The following is a 17,907-nucleotide window of genomic DNA, read 5'->3' as shown; positions in this document are numbered from 1 at the left end:
TCGACGATAATGGACGCGTGCCACCGATCGACGACACCGCCCGCCAGTCCGGCATCCGCATCAATCCCAGCATCCTCGCCGCCGACTTCGTGAACATGCAGGCCGAGCTCGCGCGCATCGCGACCGCGGACTTCGTCCACGTCGACGTCATGGACAACCACTTCGTGCCCAACCTGACGTTCGGCCCGCAGATGGTCGAGCGCATCCAGGCGACGAGCCCCGTGCCCCTCGACGTGCACCTCATGATCTCCGACCCCGACCGCTGGGCACCCGGGTACGCCGAGCTCGGTGCGGCATCCGTCACATTCCACCTCGAGGCGGCGACCGAGCCGGTCGCGCTCGCCCGGCGGCTGCGCGACATCGGCGCACGCGCCGGGGTCGCGGTCAAGCCCGCCACCCCTGTGGAGGGGCTGTTCGACCTCCTCGACGACTTCGACCAGATCCTCGTGATGACGGTCGAGCCGGGCTTCGGCGGCCAGTCGTTCATGCCCGAGACCATGCCCAAGCTGCGCCGCCTGGCCGATGAGGCCCGCCGGCGCGGGTCGTCGGTGTGGCTCCAGGTCGACGGCGGCATCGGCGAGTCGACGATCGCGCAGGCCGCCGAGGCGGGCGCCGACACGTTCGTCGCGGGCTCCGCCGTGTTCGGCGCGAGCGACCCGTCGAACGCCATCGCGGGTCTTCGCGCGTCCGCCGCCGAGCACCACATCCACTGAGCGTCGTGTCACGCGGCGCCGAGGCATCCGCTCGGTTCGATACCCTGGCATGGTGAAGACGTTCGACACGCTGTACGCCGAGCTCGCCGCGAAAGCAGCTGAGCGCCCCGAGGGATCGGGAACCGTCGCACAGCTGGACGCGGGCGTCCACGCGATCGGCAAGAAGATCGTGGAGGAAGCCGCCGAGGTCTGGATGGCGGCCGAGTACGAATCGACGGATGCCGCAGCCGAGGAGATCTCGCAGCTGCTGTACCACCTGCAGGTGCTGATGCTCGCGAAGGGGCTGAGCCTCGAAGACGTCTACCGACATCTCTGAGCGCGCGTCCCCACCCGTCCTCGAACCCGAAAGCCCCGCTGCCATGCTGCGAATCGCCGTGCCGAACAAGGGCTCGCTCGCCGAGACCGCCTCTGAGATGCTTCACGAGGCGGGCTACATCGGTCGTCGCGACCCCAAGGACCTTCACGTCATCGACCCTCAGAACGAGGTCGAGTTCTTCTACCTCCGTCCGAAGGACATCGCCACGTACGTCGGCTCCGGCGCACTGGACGTCGGCATCACCGGCCGCGACCTCCTGCTCGACGCCCGGATGCCGGGCGCCCGCGAGGTCGAGGCCCTCGGCTTCGGCGACTCGACCTTCCGCTTCGCCGGGCCTCCCGGACGCTTCACGTCCGTGCAGGACCTGCAGGGCGCGCGCGTCGCGACGGCGTATCCGGGCCTCGTCGACGCGTTCCTCGACGAGCACGGCGTCGCCGTCGACCTGGTGCCGCTCGACGGCGCCGTGGAGTCGGCCGTGCAGCTGGGAGTGGCGGATGCCGTCGCCGACGTCGTGTCGACCGGCACCACGCTGCGTCAGGCCGGCCTCGAGATCTTCGGCCCGGTGCTGCTGCAGTCCGAGGCGGTGCTGATCACCTCGCCGACCCAGGCGGAGGGCACCGACACGCTGCTGCGGCGCCTGCGCGGCGTCATGGTCGCGCGCCGCTACGTCATGGTCGACTACGACCTGCCCGCCGACCTCGTCGACGACGCGGTCAAGATCGCCCCCGGCATCGAGTCGCCGACGATCGCGCCGCTGCGCGACCCGGCGTGGGTGGCGGTGCGCGTGATGGTGGCCCGCAAGGGCGTCAACCACGTCATGGACGCGCTGTACGCGATCGGCGCCCGCGCGATCCTCGTCACCGCGATCCACAACGCGAGACTCTGATGAGCCTGGTCTGCCGCGTCATCCCGTGTCTCGACGTCGCCGCAGGGCGCGTCGTCAAGGGAGTGAACTTCCAGAACCTGCGCGACATGGGAGATCCGGTCGAGCTCGCACGCGAGTACTTCCGCCAGGGCGCCGACGAGATCACCTTCCTCGACGTCACCGCGACGGTCGATGAGCGCTCCACGACGTACGACGTCGTGCGGCGCACCGCCGAAGAGGTCTTCATCCCGCTCACGGTGGGCGGGGGAGTCCGCTCCGCCGACGACGTCGCGCGCCTGCTGTCGGTCGGCGCCGACAAGATCGGCGTCAACTCCGCGGCGATCGCGCGACCGCCGCTCCTGGACGAGATCGCCGACCGCTTCGGCGCGCAGGTGCTCGTGCTCTCCCTCGACGTCAAGCGCGCTTCGGCGGAGCTCGGCGACCGGATCCCGTCCGGCTTCGTCGTCACCACCCACGGCGGCCGCACCAAGACGACCCTCGACGCGCTCGAGTGGGCGCGAGAGGCGATCGAACGCGGTGCGGGGGAGCTCCTCGTGAACTCGATCGACGCCGACGGCACCAAGCAGGGCTTCGACCTCGAGCTCGTCTCCCTGATGCGCGAGGTGGCCAGCGTGCCCGTCATCGCGTCCGGCGGCGCCGGCCGCGCAGAGGACTTCGGCCCCGCCATCGAGGCGGGCGCGGACGCCGTGCTCGCAGCATCCGTCTTCCACTCCGGCCAGCTCACGGTCGGCGACGTGAAGGCCGCCATGCGCGCCGAGGGGATCTCCGTCCGGGAGGTGGCCGCATGACCGAGACGCTCGACGAGCGCATCGCGCGCGTGACCTTCAACGCCGACGGCCTGGTCGCCGCGGTCATCCAGCAGTGGGACTCCCGCGAGGTGCTCATGCTCGGATGGATGGATGCCGAGGCCCTCCGTCGCACGCTCACCGAGGGCCGCGTCACCTTCTGGTCGCGCTCCCGGCAGGAGTACTGGCGCAAGGGCGACACGTCCGGGCACATCCAGCTCGTCCGCGGAGCGAGCCTCGACTGCGACGGCGACACGATCCTCGTCGAGGTGGAGCAGATCGGCGCAGCGTGCCACACCGGCACCCGCACGTGCTTCGACGGCCGCGACCTCGGCGCCGTACGCGGCCCGGAGCCGGACGCGTGATCCGCAGGGCGCGACTGCTCTCCGTCGTCGTGACGGTGCTGTGCGGGGCGCTGGGCGTGATCTCATCGACCCAGACGTGGCTGACGGTCGAGCTTCAGGACGCCGCCCACCACACGCTCGAGGTGGCCGGCGCTTCCGCCGTGCCGGTGCTGGCGCCGCTCAGCCTGGCGGTGCTGGCCCTGGGTGCCGCGCTGTCGATCGTCGGGCTGGTGCTGCGCTATGTCTTCGGCGCACTGGCGTTCTTCATCGGCGCCGTCCTCGCGTGGCTGACCGCCCGCGTCGTGTTCGAGCACCCCGTCTCCGCTGTCGCCTCCGTCGTCACCGAATCCACCGGCATCGCGGGGGAGACCTCTGTCGCGAAGCTCGTCGCATCGATCGACGCGACCGCCTGGCCCGCGGTGACGCTGGTCGTCTGGGTGGTGCTGATCGCGGCCGGTGTGTTCGTGCTCGCGACCGCGCACTCCTGGTCGCGCACCGGTCGCCGCTACCGCACGGACGAGGCCGCGAAGGCCGCTCCGGCCACCGGTTCCCCTGCGCGCGCCGGCGACGGCTCGCGCCCCCACGACGCTGCCGGATCACGCGCCATCGACGACTGGGACGACCTGTCGCGTGGCGAGGATCCGACCGCCTGACCGCTAGACTGGCGGCATCCCGCCCAGGTTCCACGAGGAGATATCCATGAGCAACAACATCGGCGACCCCGGCCACGGACACTCGCCCGCAGCCTGGACGGCCGTCGTGATCATGCTCATCGCGGTCTCGATCGGCACCTTCTTCTTCTTCATGGACATGCCGATCTACGTGTGGGCGTCGGCAGGCCTCCTGGTCGTCGGTCTGCTCGTGGGCTGGATCATGAAGCGCGCCGGCTACGGCGTGGGCGGCTCCAAGGTCGCGGCGAAAGAGCACTGAGCATGCTCGCCGACCTCACGGCCGGCGCGGTGGAGGATGCGGAGGCACGCGCCTCGCTGCGTCCCCTGGCAGAGGTCGAGGCCGCAGCCCTCGCACAGCGTCCCGCTCTCGACGTCCTCGCCGCGCTCGCCCCTTCCGACCGCGTCAAGATCATCGCCGAGGTCAAGCGCGCGAGCCCGTCGCGCGGCGACCTCGCCGCCATCCCCGACCCGGCACTGCAGGCCCGCCGCTACGAAGAGGGCGGCGCGTCGGCGATCTCCGTCCTCACCGAGGGCCGGAAGTTCAAGGGCAGCCTCGCCGACCTCGAGGCAGTGAAGGCCGCAGTCGCGCTGCCGGTGCTGCGCAAGGACTTCATCGCGACCGAGTACCAGCTGCTCGAGGCCCGCGCGTCGGGCGCCGACCTGGCTCTCCTCATCGTCGCCGCGCTCGACCAGGACCTGCTGGCCCGCCTGTACGCGTTCACGCGTGAACTGGGCATGACGGCGCTCGTCGAGACGCACTCGGCCGAAGAAGTGGACCGCGCTGTGGACCTCGGGGCGCAGCTCATCGGCGTCAACGCCCGCGACCTGTCGACCTTCCAGCTCGACCGCGACCTCTTCGGTCGCCTCGCCGAGCGCATCCCGGCCGGGGCGATCAAGATCGCCGAATCGGCCGTGCTCGCGCCCGACGACGTCGCCCACTACCGCCGTGACGGCGCGGATGTGGTGCTGGTGGGCGAGGCCCTCGTCACCAACGATCCCGTATCCACCCTGCGTGCATTTCTGGAGGCAGGCGCATGAGTCTTCGTGAGGCGCCCGGGCCGCTGTTCGGCGAGTTCGGCGGGCGGTACATGCCCGAGTCCCTCATCGCCGCGATCGACGAGCTGACAGCCGAGTACGAGGCGGCGAAGGCCGACCCGGCCTTCCAGGCCGAGTTCGTGCGGCTGCTGAACTCCTACGCCGGCCGCCCGTCGCCGATCACCGAGGTCGCCCGCTTCGCCGAGCACGCCGGCGGCGCCCGCGTCTTCCTCAAGCGCGAGGACCTCAACCACACGGGCTCGCACAAGATCAACAACGTGCTCGGCCAGGCGCTGCTCACGAAGCGCCTCGGCAAGACCCGCGTCATCGCCGAGACGGGCGCGGGCCAGCACGGCGTCGCGACTGCGACGGCCGCGGCGCTCTTCGGCTTCGAGTGCACGATCTACATGGGCGAGGTCGACACCGAGCGCCAGGCGCTCAATGTCGCCCGCATGCGCCTGCTCGGTGCCGAGGTGATCCCCGTCAAGACCGGCTCGCGCACGCTCAAGGACGCGATCAACGACGCCTACCGCGACTGGGTCGCGAGCGTCGAGAACACGAACTACATCTTCGGCACGGCAGCGGGCCCGCACCCGTTCCCCGCGATGGTCCGCGACTTCCAGAAGGTCATCTCTGAGGAGGCCCGCGCGCAGCTCATCGAGGAGGCGGGGCGCCTGCCCGACGCCGTCCTCGCGTGCGTCGGCGGCGGCTCGAACGCCATCGGCATGTTCGACGCGTTCCTGGACGACGAGGGCGTCAAGCTCTACGGCGTCGAGGCCGCGGGCGACGGCGTCGACACGCCGCGTCACGCCGCGTCGATCGAACGCGGCCGCCCCGGCGTGCTGCACGGCGCGAAGACCTTCGTGCTGCAGGACGAGGACGGCCAGACGATCGAGTCGCACTCGATCTCCGCAGGACTCGACTACCCGGGCGTCGGCCCGGAGCACGCGTGGCTCGCCTCGATCGGCCGCGCCGAGTACATCCCCGCCACCGACGACGAGGCGATGCAGGCGCTGCGCCTGCTCTCCGAGACGGAGGGCATCATCCCCGCGATCGAGTCGGCCCACGCCCTCGCGGGCGCGCTGCGCATCGGCCGCGAGCTCGGTCCCGACGCGATCCTCGCGGTGTGCCTGTCCGGCCGCGGCGACAAGGACATGGACACGGCCGCGCGCTACTTCGACCTGTACGACAAGGGAACGGATGCCGCGGCCTCCGCCTCCGCGCCGCACGACGACGCCGCACACGGCGAGGGGGAGAAGCTGTGACCTCACGCGTCGCCGCGGCGATCGACGCCGCCCGTGCCGAGGGACGCGGCGCGTTCGTCGGCTACCTGCCGCTCGGCTTCCCCGACCTCCAGACGAGCATCGACGCGGCGGTCGCACTGGCCGAGAACGGCGCCGACATCCTCGAGCTCGGCCCGCCCTACTCCGACCCGGTGATGGACGGCACGGTCATCCAGGAGGCGACCCAGGCTGCCCTCGCCGGTGGCTTCCGCCTGCGCGACACGTTCACGGCGGTGCGCGAGATCACGCGCCGCGTCGACGTGCCCGTGCTCGTCATGACGTACTGGAACCCGGTGCTGCAGTACGGCGTCGACCGCTACGCCGACGACCTGCTCGCCGCCGGGGGAGCAGGACTCATCACGCCCGACATCACGCCGGAGGCGGCGCCGGAGTGGATCGCCGCGAGCGAGCGCACCGGCCTCGACCGGGTGTTCCTCGCCGCGCCGACCTCGACGGACGAGCGCCTCGAGCTCATCGCCGAGAACTCCACCGGCTTCGTCTACACCGTCTCGACCATGGGCATCACGGGGGAGCGCGCGCAGTTGGATGCTGCGGCCCGCACCCTCGTCGCGCGCCTCCGCGAACACGGGGTCGAGCACGCGTGCGTCGGCATCGGCATCTCGAACGCCGAGCAGGTCGCCGGCGTGCTCGAATACGCCGACGGCGCGATCGTCGGCACGGCACTCGTGCGCGCGCTGCGCGAGCGCGGCCTCGAGGGCCTCGCCGAGACGGCGCAGAGCCTCGCCGCAGGCACCGCCCGCGACGCGAACTAGACTTCTGAGGTCGGCGGCCACCGCCGCCACCCCCAGCACGGATCCAGCAAGGACACGGTTCTCCCATGATCAACGCCGCCGCGAGCGTCGTCGCCAGCATCCCGAGCCCGTCGATCAGCTACTTCGACATCGGCCCCCTGCGGATCCACATCTACGCGCTGTGCATCATCACGGGCATCATCGTCGCGGTGCTGTGGACCAACGCCCGCCTCACCAAGCGCGGCGCCGAGCCGTGGGTCGTCATCGACATCGCCCTGCTCGCGGTCCCGCTCGCGATCATCACGGCGCGCATCTACCACGTGCTCACGCACTGGAACTTCTACTTCGGCGAGGGCGCGAACCCCTGGTCGGCCCTCTTCATCTGGGAGGGCGGCATCGCCATCTACGGCGCGCTCATCGGCGGCGCCGTCGGTGCGTGGCTCGGCTGTCGGTGGACCGGAATCCGCTTCTGGACCTTCGCCGACGCGCTCGCCCCCGGACTCCTCCTCGCACAGGCCATCGGCCGTTTCGGCAACTGGTTCAACCAGGAGCTGTTCGGCCTGCCGACCGACGTGCCGTGGGGCCTCGAGATCGACTACCCGAACCCGGCGTGGCCGATCGGCCTGCCCGAGGGCACGCTCTTCCACCCGACGTTCCTCTACGAGGTCATCTGGAACACGCTCGGCGTGCTCTTCCTCGTGTGGGTCGGTCGACGCTTCACGCTCCAGTGGGGCCGCCTCTTCGGCCTGTACCTCGTCTGGTACAGCGCCGGCCGCATCGTGTGGGAGTCGATCCGGATCGACCCGAGCGACATCTTCCTGGGCCTGCGCACCAACGTCTGGGCGGCCATCGCCGGCGTCGTGATCGGTCTCGTGATCTTCTTCCTGCAGAAGCGCCGGCACCCCGGCCTCGAGCCGTCGCCCTATGTGTCCGGCCGCGAGTGGAAGGCCGGACAGGCTGTACAATCTCAGGAGACCGACGACTTCGTCGACGTCAGCGAACCCCCGACGTCCGAAGCCGAAGGGGTCAGCGCCACAAGCACTCCTGCCACCAAGTAACGCAGCTCTTCCCCCGAAGAGCGCGCCCAGGGCCGACGTCGTCCCATCTTGACTATCAACGTGAGGACGGTAGGTATGGCTTCGAGCCCCCGTTCCGTCGCCTCTGCGGAGGCGAACTTCCCCGCTGCGTCCGGCCGTGCCGGGTTCCCGCAGAAGCAGGGGATGTACAACCCTGCCTTCGAGAAGGACGCCTGCGGCCTGGCGATGGTGGCCACGCTCCGCGGTGAGGCCGGCCACGACATCATCGATCTGGCCCTGACCGCGCTGCGCAACCTCGAGCACCGGGGCGCCATCGGCTCCGACGCCGGCACCGGCGACGGCGCGGGCATCCTGACCCAGATGCCGGACGCGTTCCTGCGCGCGGTGGCCGGCTTCGACCTGCCGCCCGTCGGCGAGTACGCCGCCGGCCTCGTCTTCCTGCCGCGCGACGCCGAGGCGCGCGCCACGCAGAAGAGCGGGATCGAGCGGATCGCCGCATCCGAGGGTCTGACGGTGCTCGGCTGGCGCGACGTCCCGACCTCCGACGAGAACCTGGGCAAGCTCGCCTTCGAGGCGCGCCCGGTCTTCGAGCAGCTCTTCATCTCGCGTCCCGCGACCGGCGACGCCGCGGCGCTGTCGGGCATCGCGCTCGACCGTCGCGCCTATCGCCTGCGGGCTCGGGCGCGCACCGAGCTCGACGCGTACTTCGTCTCGCTGTCGTCGCGCACGCTCGGCTACAAGGGCATGGTCACGACGCTCCAGCTCGAGCCGTTCTACCCCGACCTGCAGGACGAGCGCTTCGCGTCCGAGCTCGCGGTGGTGCACTCGCGCTACTCGACCAACACCTTCCCGTCGTGGCCGCTCGCGCAGCCGCTGCGCATGCTCGCGCACAACGGCGAGATCAACACCGTCAACGGCAACCGCAACTGGATGCGCGCCCGCCAGTCGCAGCTCGAGTCCGAGCTGCTCGGCGACATCCAGCCGCTGCTGCCCATCTGCACCACCGGCGCGAGCGACTCGGCCTCGTTCGACGAGGTGCTCGAGCTCCTCACGCTGACGGGCCGGAGCCTGCCGCACGCCATCATGATGATGGTGCCCGAGGCCTACGAGAAGCAGGCCGACATCGACCCGAAGCTTCGGGCGTTCTACGAGTTCCACTCCATGCAGATGGAGCCGTGGGACGGCCCGGCCGCCCTCATCTTCACCGACGGCACGCTCGTCGGCGCGACGCTCGACCGCAACGGCCTGCGCCCCGGCCGCTGGACCGAGACGACCGACGGCCTCATCGTCATCGGCAGCGAGACCGGCGTGCTCGACTTCGAGCCCGAGCGGATCAAGCGTCGCGGGCGCCTGCGCCCCGGGCGCATGTTCCTCGTCGACACCGCCGAGCGCCGCATCATCGAGGACGACGAGATCAAGGCGCAGCTCGCCGACCAGGAGCCGTGGCAGGAGTGGCTCGACTCGGGCCGTGTCCGCCTCGCCGACCTGCCCGAGCGTGAGCACATCGTCCACCCGATCGCCTCGATCACGCGGCGTCAACGCACCTTCGGCTACACCGAGGAAGAGGTCAAGATCCTCCTCACGCCGATGGGGCAGACCGGCGCCGAGCCGCTGGGCGCCATGGGCTCCGACACGCCCGTCGCGGTCCTGAGCGAGCGTCCGCGCCTGCTGTTCGACTACTTCACGCAGCAGTTCGCGCAGGTCACCAACCCGCCGCTGGACTCCATCCGCGAAGAGGTCGTCACCTCGCTCGGCCTGGGCCTCGGCCCTGAGCGCAACCTCCTCGAGTGGGGGCCCGAGCACACGCGCGTCGTGACGCTCGACTTCCCGGTGATCGACAACGACGAGCTCGCCAAGATCCAGCACATCGACACTGCGCTTCCCGGTCGCACGTCGGTCACGATCCGCGGCCTGTACCGCGTCGAGGCCGGCCACAAGGGCATGAAGAAGCGCCTCGAGCAGATGTGCCAGGAGGTCGACCAGGCCATCGAGGACGGCGCCGAGTTCATCGTGCTGTCGGACCGCGACTCCAACAAGGACCTGGCGCCGATCCCGTCGCTGCTCATGCTCGCGGCCGTGCACCACCACCTCATCCGCAAGCAGACCCGCATGAAGTGTGGTCTCGTGGTCGAGGCCGGCGACGTGCGCGAGGTTCACCACATCGCGACGCTCATCGGGTACGGGGCATCCGCCGTCAACCCGTACCTCGCGATGGAGACCGTCGAGTACCTGGTGCGCGCCGGCTTCATCACCGGCATCGCGCCGGAGAAGGCCGTCAAGAACCTGATCTACGCGCTCGGCAAGGGCGTGCTCAAGATCATGTCGAAGATGGGCATCTCGACCGTGTCGTCCTACGCGGGCGCCCAGGTGTTCGAGGCCGTCGGCCTGTCGCAGGACTTCGTCGACACGTACTTCACCGGCACCGAGTCCAAGCTCGGCGGCGTCGGACTCGACGTCATCGCCGCCGAGAACGCCGCCCGGCATGCGTACGCGTACCCGCAGGATGCTGCGGTCCGGGCGCACGAGCGCCTCTGGACGGGTGGCGAATACCAGTGGCGCCGCGACGGGTCGCCCCACCTGTTCAACCCCGACACGGTGTTCCGCCTGCAGCACTCGACGCGCACGCGCCGGTACGACATCTTCCGCGAGTACACGAAGCTCGTGGATGACCAGGCGAACGAGCTGAAGACGCTGCGCGGCCTGTTCGCGCTCAAGACCGAGGGTCGCACGCCCGTGCCGATCGACGAGGTCGAGTCGGTGGCGTCGATCGTCAAGCGCTTCTCGACGGGTGCGATGAGCTACGGCTCCATCTCCCGCGAGGCCCACGAGACGCTGGCGATCGCGATGAACCGCATCGGCGGCAAGTCGAACACCGGCGAGGGCGGCGAGGACGTGGACCGCCTCCTCGACCCCGAGCGTCGCAGCTCCATCAAGCAGGTCGCGTCGGGCCGCTTCGGCGTCACGAGCCTCTACCTGACGGAGTCCGACGACATCCAGATCAAGCTCGCCCAGGGCGCCAAGCCCGGCGAGGGTGGCCAGCTGCCGCCGACGAAGGTGTACCCGTGGGTCGCCCGGACGCGTCACGCGACCGCCGGCGTGGGTCTCATCTCGCCGCCGCCGCACCACGACATCTACTCGATCGAGGACCTCAAGCAGCTGATCTTCGACCTGAAGCGCGCCAACCCCGGCGCGCGGGTCCACGTGAAGCTCGTGAGCCAGTCGGGCATCGGAGCGGTCGCCGCCGGCACCGCCAAGGCCCTGGCCGACGTCATCCTGGTGTCGGGCCACGACGGCGGCACCGGTGCGAGCCCGCTGAACTCGCTCAAGCACGCGGGCACGCCGTGGGAGCTCGGCCTCGCCGAGACGCAGCAGACGCTCATGCTCAACGGCATGCGCGACCGCGTCGTCGTGCAGGTCGACGGCCAGCTCAAGACCGGCCGCGACGTCATCATCGGCGCGCTGCTGGGCGCGGAGGAGTTCGGCTTCGCCACGGCGCCGCTCGTCGTGTCGGGCTGCATCATGATGCGCGTCTGCCACCTCGACACCTGCCCCGTGGGCGTCGCGACGCAGAACCCCGTGCTGCGCGAGCGCTTCAACGGCAAGCCCGAGTTCGTCGTGAACTTCATGGAGTTCATCGCCGAAGAGGTGCGCGAGTACCTCGCGTCCCTCGGCCTCCGCTCGCTCGACGAGGCGATCGGCCGCAGCGACCTGCTCGACATCGACGGTGCGGTGAACCACTGGAAGGCGAACGGCCTGGACCTCGGTCCCGTGCTGGACGGCCCGGTCTTCGCCGACGACGAGCCGCGCCGCAACACGACGGCGCAGCTGCACGAGCTCGACGAGCACTTCGACGTCGGCCTCATCGAGCGCGCCCAGGACGTCATCGCGAACGGCGGCGAGATCACGATCGACCTGCCGATCCGCAACACGGAGCGCGCGGTCGGCACGCTGCTGGGTCACCACGTGACCAAGGCGCGCGGCGAGAACGGGCTGCGCTCGGGGAGCATCGTCGTCAACCTCACGGGTTCGGCGGGGCAGTCGTTCGGCGCGTTCATGCCCGCAGGCATCACACTGCGCCTCGAGGGCGACTCCAACGACTACGTCGGCAAGGGACTCTCGGGCGGTCAGATCGTCGTCCGCCCTCCGCGCGGAGCCACGTTCGACGCGTCCCAGAACGTCATCGCGGGCAACGTGATCGGCTACGGCGCGACGCTCGGGACGATGTTCCTGCGCGGCGTCGTGGGCGAGCGCTTCTTCGTCCGCAACTCCGGCGCCACCGCGGTGGTCGAGGGCGTGGGCGACCACGCGCTCGAGTACATGACCGGCGGTCTCGCGGTCATCCTCGGTGCGACCGGACGCAACCTCGGCGCCGGCATGTCCGGCGGAACCGCGTACGTGTACAAGCTCGACCGCAAGCTCGTGAACCGCGAGGCGCTGGCCGCCGGCGAACTCGAGCTCGGCGAGCTCGGCTCCGGCGACGCCGAGATCCTCCGCGACCTGCTCGAGCAGCACGTCGCCGAAACCGAATCGACCCTCGCCCAGGCTCTCCTCGACGACTTCGAGGCCGAGCTGGCGAACTTCGTCCGGGTCCTGCCGCGCGACTACGCCGCGGTGCTGCAGACCCGCCAGGAGGCCGTGGCCGAGGGGCTCGACCCCGACGGCGACGTCGTCTGGAACCGCATCCTGGAGGTGACGGGTGGCTGACCCGAAGGGCTTTCTGAAGGTCACCGAGCGCGAGCTGCCCACGCGGCGGCCGGTGCCGGTGCGCATCATGGACTGGAAAGAGGTCTATGAGCCTGGCGACTCGGCGGTGCTGCGCCGGCAGGCCGGACGCTGCATGGACTGCGGCGTGCCGTTCTGCCACAAGGGCTGCCCGCTCGGCAACCTCATCCCGGAGTGGAACGACCTCACGTGGCGCGGCGAAGGCCGCGCCGCCAGTGAGCGTCTGCACGCGACGAACAACTTCCCGGAGTTCACCGGGCGGCTGTGCCCTGCTCCGTGCGAGAGCTCCTGCGTCCTCGGCATCAACCAGCCGGCCGTGACGATCAAGCAGGTGGAGGTCTCGATCGTCGACGAGGCGTTCGCGAACGGCTGGATCGAGCCGGAGCCCCCGGGGCGCCTCACCGGTAAGACGGTCGCCGTCGTCGGGTCGGGCCCTGCCGGGCTCGCGGCCGCGCAGCAGCTGACGCGGGCCGGCCACACCGTCGCGGTGTTCGAGCGGGATGACCGCATCGGCGGCCTCCTGCGCTACGGCATTCCCGATTTCAAGATGGAGAAGAAGCACCTCGAGTCGCGTCTTCGCCAGATGCAGGACGAGGGCACCCGCTTCCGCGCAGGCGTCGAGATCGGCAAGGACATCTCGTGGGCCGACCTGCGCGCCCGTTACGACGCGGTCGTCATCGCCACCGGCGCGACGGTGCCGCGCGAACTCGCGATCCCCGGACGCGACCTGGCCGGCGTGCACTTCGCGATGGAGTACCTCGTCGAGTCGAACAAGGCCGTCGCGGGTGATGCGGTGGCCAACCAGATCACGGCCGAAGGCAAGCACGTCGTCGTCATCGGCGGCGGCGACACCGGGGCAGACTGCATCGGCACGGCGCACCGTCACGGCGCGCTGAGCGTGACGAACCTCGCGATCGGCCGCCGCCCTCCGGGCGAGCGTCCCGAGCACCAGCCGTGGCCGATGGACCCGCTCGTGTTCGAGGTGCAGTCCGCGCACGAAGAGGGCGGCGAGCGTGCCTTCCTCGCCTCGACCGTCGAGTTCCTCGCGAACGGCGCCGGCGAGGTGCGGGCCCTCCGCGTCGCCGAGACCGAGTTCGTCGACGGCCGCCGTGTGCCCAAGAGCGGCACCGAGCGCGAGATCCCCGCCGACCTCGTGCTGATCGCGATGGGCTTCACCGGCCCCGAGCGCGCCCTCCTCGAGGACCAGCTCGGCGCCCGCTTCACCGAGCGGGGCAACGTGCGCCGCGAGGACGACTACCAGACGACCGCCCCGGGCGTGTTCGTGGCCGGCGACGCCGGCCGCGGCCAGTCGCTCATCGTGTGGGCGATCGCCGAGGGACGCGCCGCCGCAGCCAGCGTCGACCGCTTCCTCATGGGGGAGACGGAGCTGCCTGCTCCGGTCCGCCCGACCGATGTCGCCATCGGCCTGCAGCCCGCGTAGGCTGGCCGAGGCACTCGCCACCTTCAACCCACCCGGAGAAAACCACGGATGAGACGCGCCAAGATCGTCGCCACCCTTGGGCCCGCCACGTCGTCGTATGAGATGGTCCGCGCGATCATCGATGCCGGCGTCGACGTCGCCCGCTTCAATCTGAGCCACGGGGACTACTCGGTCCACGACAACAACTTCGCCAATGTGCGCAAGGCCGCCGACGACGCCGGACGGGCGGTCGCGATCCTCGTCGACCTCCAGGGTCCGAAGATCCGCCTCGGCAAGTTCGAGAACGGACCGCACGAGCTGGCGGTCGGCGACATCTTCAAGATCACCACGGAAGACATCCTCGGCACCAAGGAGATCGTCGGCACGACGTTCAAGGGTCTCCCGAACGACGTCAAGCCCGGTGACTTCCTCCTCATCGACGACGGCAAGGTCCGCGTCGAGGTCGTCGAGACCGACGGCACCGTCGTCACCACCAAGGTGATCGTCGCGGGCCCGGTCTCGAACAACAAGGGCATCAACCTGCCCGGCGTCGCGGTCAATGTGCCCGCGCTGTCCGAGAAGGACGAGGCCGACCTCCGCTGGGGTCTGCGCGCCGGCGCCGACATCATCGCCCTGTCGTTCGTGCGCGACGCGAAGGACGTCCAGCGCGTCCACGTGATCATGGCCGAGGAGGGGCGCCACGTGCCCGTCATCGCCAAGATCGAGAAGCCGCAGGCCGTCGACAACCTCGAGGAGATCATCGACGCCTTCGACGGCATCATGGTCGCCCGCGGCGACCTCGGCGTCGAGCTGCCCCTCGAGGCGGTGCCGATCGTGCAGAAGCGCGCGGTCGAGCTCTGCCGTCGTATGGCCAAGCCGGTCATCGTCGCGACGCAGATGCTCGAGTCGATGATCGAGAACCCGGTCCCGACCCGCGCCGAGACGAGCGACGTCGCCAACGCCGTCCTCGACGGCGCGGACGCGGTCATGCTCTCGGGCGAGACCAGCGTCGGCAAGTACCCGGTCGTGGTCGTCGAGACCATGGCGCGCATCGTCGACTCGACCGAGGAGCACGGCCTGGACCGCATCCAGCCGCTCACGACGAAGCCCCGTACGCAGGGTGGCGCGATCACCCTCGCGGCCATGGAGGTCGCCGAGTTCGTCGACGCGAAGTTCCTCTGCATCTTCACCGAGTCGGGCGACACCGCGCGCCGCATGTCGCGTCTGCGTCCCCGCATCCCCATGATCGGGTTCGCGCCCGAGCCGGCGATCCGGCGTCGGATGGCACTGACGTGGGGTGTGCAGTCGACCCTGGTCGAGCACGTCGCGCACACCGACCTGATGTTCATCCAGGTCGACGACTACCTGCTGTCGAACGACCTCGCGAAGGTCGGCGACAAGGTCGTCGTGATCTCGGGATCCCCTCCCGGGATCATCGGCTCCACGAACGACATCCGCATCCATAAGGTAGGCGACGCGGTGCACGGCAAGGCGCCGATCTACAAGACACGGGACTGACATCTCCCTCGTCCGTACGGCTTTTCTCGAGAAAGGTGTGACGCCGATGTTCTTCGGTGACTTCTGGTGGTTCCTGCTGTGGAGCTTCTACTTCATCGCGTACCTGTACGTGGTGATCGTGATCATCACGGACCTGTTCCGCGACGACGCCCTCAACGGCTGGCTCAAGGCGCTGTGGATCATCGCCCTCGTCTTCGTGCCGTTCCTGACCGCGCTGATCTACATCATCGCCCGAGGCAAGGGCATGGCCGCGCGTGCGCAGTCCGCGCGCGGGGGAGTGGTGGCCGAGTCCGACGACTACCGTCCCTCCGCCTCGTCGAGTCCCGCAGAGGACATCGCACAGGCGAAGGCGCTGCTCGACGCCGGCGCGATCTCGCAGGGCGAGTTCGACGCCCTGAAGAGCAAGGCGCTCGGCAACCAGTACTTCGGCGCGTAACCGGCGCGAACAGCGGAAGAGCGGATGCCTCGTATTGGAGGCATCCGCTCTTCCCTTTGTGACGGCCTTCCGGCGTCAGCTGATCTTCTTGCGGTAGATCGCCATCGACGCGATGTACGCGACGACCAGGATGCCGACCAGCCAGGCCATCGCGACCCAGATGTCGGTGCCGACCGGCTCACCGGCGAACAGCGCCCGCATCGAGTCGACGATCGAGGTGACCGGCTGGTTCTCGGCGAACCACTGCACCGGGCCCGGCATGCTCTCGGTCGGGACGAACGCCGAGCTGATGAACGGCAGGAAGATGAGCGGGTACGAGAACGCGCTCGCGCCGTCCACCGTCTTCGCCGTCAGGCCCGGGATCACCGCGAGCCACGTGAGCGCCAGCGTGAACAGCACCAGCATGCCGATCACGCCCATCCAGGCGCCGAAGCTCGCGCCGGTGCGGAACCCCATCAGCAGCGCCACGCCGATGACGAGGGCGAGCGAGACGAGGATCGACACGAGCGACGTCAGCACGTGCGCCCACAGGACCCCCGACCGTGCGATCGGCAGCGACTGGAACCGCTCGAAGATGCCGCTCTGCATGTCGAGGAACAGCCGGTACGCCGTGTAGGCGATGCCCGACGCGATCGTGATCAGCAGGATGCCGGGGAGCATGTAGTCGATGTACGACCCCTTCGCCCCGCCGGTGTCGATCGCCCCGCTGAAGACGTAGACGAACAGCAGCATCAGCGCGATCGGGGTGACTGCCGTCGTGATGATCGTGTCGGGGCTGCGCAGGATGTGCCGCAGCGAGCGGCTGGTGAGAACGGCGGTGTCGCCGATGACGTGCGTGGTCATGACTCCTCCTTCGCGGATACGGTGTCGTCTTCGCCGGTGAGGGCGAAGAAGACGTCTTCCAGGCTCGGCTGCTTCTCGACGTACTCCACTTCGGCGGGCGGCAGGAGCTGCTTGAGCTCGGCCAGTGTGCCGTTGACGATGATGCGGCCCTTGTGGAGGATCGCGATGCGGTCGGCGAGCTGCTCGGCCTCTTCGAGGTACTGCGTGGTCAGCAGCACTGTCGTGCCGCCCCGCGCCAGCTCCCGCACCGCATCCCAGACCTCCAGGCGCGCCGCCGGGTCGAGACCCGTCGTCGGCTCGTCGAGGAAGATCACCGGCGGATCCCCGATGAGGCTCATCGCGATGTCGAGCCGGCGCCGCATGCCGCCCGAGTAGGTCGACACCTTGCGGGAGCCGGCCTCCGTCAGCGAGAAGCGGTCGAGCAGGCCGTCCGCGATCGCACCCGGGTCGGGGAGGTGACGGAGTTGCGCGATGAGCACGAGGTTCTCGCGGCCGCTCAGCACCTCGTCGACCGCGGCGAACTGCCCGGTGAGGCTGATCGTCTCGCGCACCTTCTGAGCCTGGGCGGAGACGTCGAACCCGGCGATGGCGGCGGTGCCGGCATCGGCCTTGAGCAGCGTCGACAGGATGCGGACGACCGTGGTCTTGCCCGCACCGTTCGAGCCGAGCAGCGCGAAGATGCTGCCCCGCGCCACGTCGAAGTCGACGCCCTTGAGCACATGCAGGTCCTTGTAGGACTTCTCGAGCCCCTGAACCCTGATGGCAGTGTCGGTGGTCATTTCTGGTCTCCTCGTTCTGCGTCGTCGATCGCCTTGTTGAGGCGTGCGCGCTCCTTGTCGATCCACTGCTTGCCGGAGTAGGCGGCGGTGAACTCCTCGGCGAACGCCGACGCGTCCTCGCCGACGATGTCGCGGACGGGCGTGCCGTCGGCGGCCGCGCGCTCCCAGAGGTCGGCGGAGTCGCCGAGCATCTGCATCATCGTGACGCCGTCAGTCATGCCGCCGACGGTCATGAAGTACCGGTCCAGCGCCTTGGCGGCGCCGCGGTAGGGCTCGGGCAGCGCCTCGATGCGCGCCTTGTACAGGCGGTACTGCTTCTTCTGTTCGAGCGAGCCGGTGACGACTTCGTACCACTTGGCGGCCATGA

The 17,907-nt window shown here is 69.7% G+C and carries 18 protein-coding genes; 15 read left to right on the top strand and 3 right to left on the bottom strand.

Translation table 11 applies throughout. The features are described from left to right. Nucleotides 1–17: 17 nt before the first annotated feature. The 15 genes from rpe (at nt 18) to ACLBXX_RS01520 (ending at nt 15,918) form a co-directional block, all read left to right on the top strand. Nucleotides 18–713: a ribulose-phosphate 3-epimerase gene (rpe, locus tag ACLBXX_RS01590; RefSeq protein WP_447656532.1), complete on the top strand. Its 696-nt coding sequence runs from the start codon at nt 18–20 to the stop codon at nt 711–713. A 52-nt stretch (nt 714–765) separates the two neighbouring features. After that, nucleotides 766–1,029, top strand: a complete 264-nt coding sequence (locus ACLBXX_RS01585) for a phosphoribosyl-ATP diphosphatase (RefSeq protein WP_045302883.1) — start codon at nt 766–768, stop codon at nt 1,027–1,029. A 43-nt stretch (nt 1,030–1,072) separates the two neighbouring features. Next, nucleotides 1,073–1,915, top strand: a complete 843-nt coding sequence (hisG, locus tag ACLBXX_RS01580) for an ATP phosphoribosyltransferase (RefSeq protein ID WP_447656531.1) — start codon at nt 1,073–1,075, stop codon at nt 1,913–1,915. Beyond that, the gene (gene hisF / locus ACLBXX_RS01575; RefSeq protein WP_447656530.1) at nt 1,915–2,703 is read left to right on the top strand and encodes an imidazole glycerol phosphate synthase subunit HisF; all 789 of its coding nucleotides are present in this window, start codon (nt 1,915–1,917) and stop codon (nt 2,701–2,703) included. Before hisG ends, hisF begins: the two co-directional genes overlap by 1 nt. Next, nucleotides 2,700–3,065, top strand: coding sequence for a phosphoribosyl-AMP cyclohydrolase (gene hisI / locus ACLBXX_RS01570; protein ID WP_447656529.1), 366 nt, complete (start codon nt 2,700–2,702; stop codon nt 3,063–3,065). Before hisF ends, hisI begins: the two co-directional genes overlap by 4 nt. Further along, the gene (locus tag ACLBXX_RS01565; protein ID WP_447656528.1) at nt 3,062–3,697 is read left to right on the top strand and encodes a Trp biosynthesis-associated membrane protein; all 636 of its coding nucleotides are present in this window, start codon (nt 3,062–3,064) and stop codon (nt 3,695–3,697) included. The genes hisI and ACLBXX_RS01565 overlap by 4 nt, the downstream gene beginning before the upstream one ends. Before the next feature lie 46 nt (nt 3,698–3,743). Beyond that, nucleotides 3,744–3,974 (top strand): DUF6704 family protein, encoded by a 231-nt coding sequence (locus ACLBXX_RS01560; protein WP_387137830.1) that lies wholly within the window; start codon nt 3,744–3,746, stop codon nt 3,972–3,974. A gap of 2 nt (nt 3,975–3,976) precedes the next feature. Beyond that, nucleotides 3,977–4,753: an indole-3-glycerol phosphate synthase TrpC gene (trpC, locus tag ACLBXX_RS01555; protein ID WP_447656527.1), complete on the top strand. Its 777-nt coding sequence runs from the start codon at nt 3,977–3,979 to the stop codon at nt 4,751–4,753. After that, nucleotides 4,750–6,015, top strand: a complete 1,266-nt coding sequence (gene trpB, locus ACLBXX_RS01550; RefSeq protein WP_447656526.1) for a tryptophan synthase subunit beta — start codon at nt 4,750–4,752, stop codon at nt 6,013–6,015. Before trpC ends, trpB begins: the two co-directional genes overlap by 4 nt. Next, on the top strand, nt 6,012–6,806 hold the full coding sequence (trpA, locus tag ACLBXX_RS01545) for a tryptophan synthase subunit alpha (protein ID WP_447656525.1): 795 nt from the start codon (nt 6,012–6,014) through the stop codon (nt 6,804–6,806). Before trpB ends, trpA begins: the two co-directional genes overlap by 4 nt. 65 nt (nt 6,807–6,871) lie before the next feature. After that, complete coding sequence (gene lgt / locus ACLBXX_RS01540; RefSeq protein WP_447656524.1) at nt 6,872–7,843, top strand: prolipoprotein diacylglyceryl transferase; 972 nt, start codon at nt 6,872–6,874, stop codon at nt 7,841–7,843. 75 nt (nt 7,844–7,918) lie between these two features. Continuing rightward, nucleotides 7,919–12,526 carry a glutamate synthase large subunit gene (gene gltB / locus ACLBXX_RS01535; RefSeq protein ID WP_447656523.1) on the top strand — a complete coding sequence of 1,536 codons (4,608 nt, stop codon included), beginning with the start codon at nt 7,919–7,921 and terminating at the stop codon, nt 12,524–12,526. After that, nucleotides 12,519–13,985: a glutamate synthase subunit beta gene (locus ACLBXX_RS01530; RefSeq protein ID WP_447656522.1), complete on the top strand. Its 1,467-nt coding sequence runs from the start codon at nt 12,519–12,521 to the stop codon at nt 13,983–13,985. The genes gltB and ACLBXX_RS01530 overlap by 8 nt, the downstream gene beginning before the upstream one ends. 48 nt (nt 13,986–14,033) lie before the next feature. Then, nucleotides 14,034–15,482 carry a pyruvate kinase gene (pyk, locus tag ACLBXX_RS01525; protein ID WP_056367250.1) on the top strand — a complete coding sequence of 483 codons (1,449 nt, stop codon included), beginning with the start codon at nt 14,034–14,036 and terminating at the stop codon, nt 15,480–15,482. Nucleotides 15,483–15,528: 46 nt separating this feature from the next. Further along, nucleotides 15,529–15,918: an SHOCT domain-containing protein gene (locus ACLBXX_RS01520; protein WP_375872181.1), complete on the top strand. Its 390-nt coding sequence runs from the start codon at nt 15,529–15,531 to the stop codon at nt 15,916–15,918. Nucleotides 15,919–15,993: 75 nt separating this feature from the next. Here the strand turns inward: ACLBXX_RS01520 and ACLBXX_RS01515 are convergent, their stop codons facing one another. Genes ACLBXX_RS01515 through ACLBXX_RS01505 form a run of 3 tightly spaced genes read right to left on the bottom strand, consistent with a single transcriptional unit; the run spans nt 15,994 to nt 17,905 of the window. Beyond that, nucleotides 15,994–16,761: an ABC transporter permease gene (locus tag ACLBXX_RS01515; RefSeq protein WP_056367249.1), complete on the bottom strand. Its 768-nt coding sequence runs from the start codon at nt 16,759–16,761 to the stop codon at nt 15,994–15,996. Continuing rightward, complete coding sequence (locus ACLBXX_RS01510; RefSeq protein WP_387137852.1) at nt 16,758–17,540, bottom strand: ABC transporter ATP-binding protein; 783 nt, start codon at nt 17,538–17,540, stop codon at nt 16,758–16,760. The genes ACLBXX_RS01515 and ACLBXX_RS01510 overlap by 4 nt, the downstream gene beginning before the upstream one ends. After that, nucleotides 17,537–17,905, bottom strand: coding sequence for a DUF1048 domain-containing protein (locus ACLBXX_RS01505; RefSeq protein WP_447656521.1), 369 nt, complete (start codon nt 17,903–17,905; stop codon nt 17,537–17,539). Before ACLBXX_RS01505 ends, ACLBXX_RS01510 begins: the two co-directional genes overlap by 4 nt. Nucleotides 17,906–17,907: the final 2 nt, after the last annotated feature.

This window comes from Microbacterium sp. C23T, assembly GCF_053345975.1.
The sequence above is the reverse complement of the archived record's forward strand: the minus strand, read 5'-3'. Positions and strand labels throughout refer to the sequence as shown.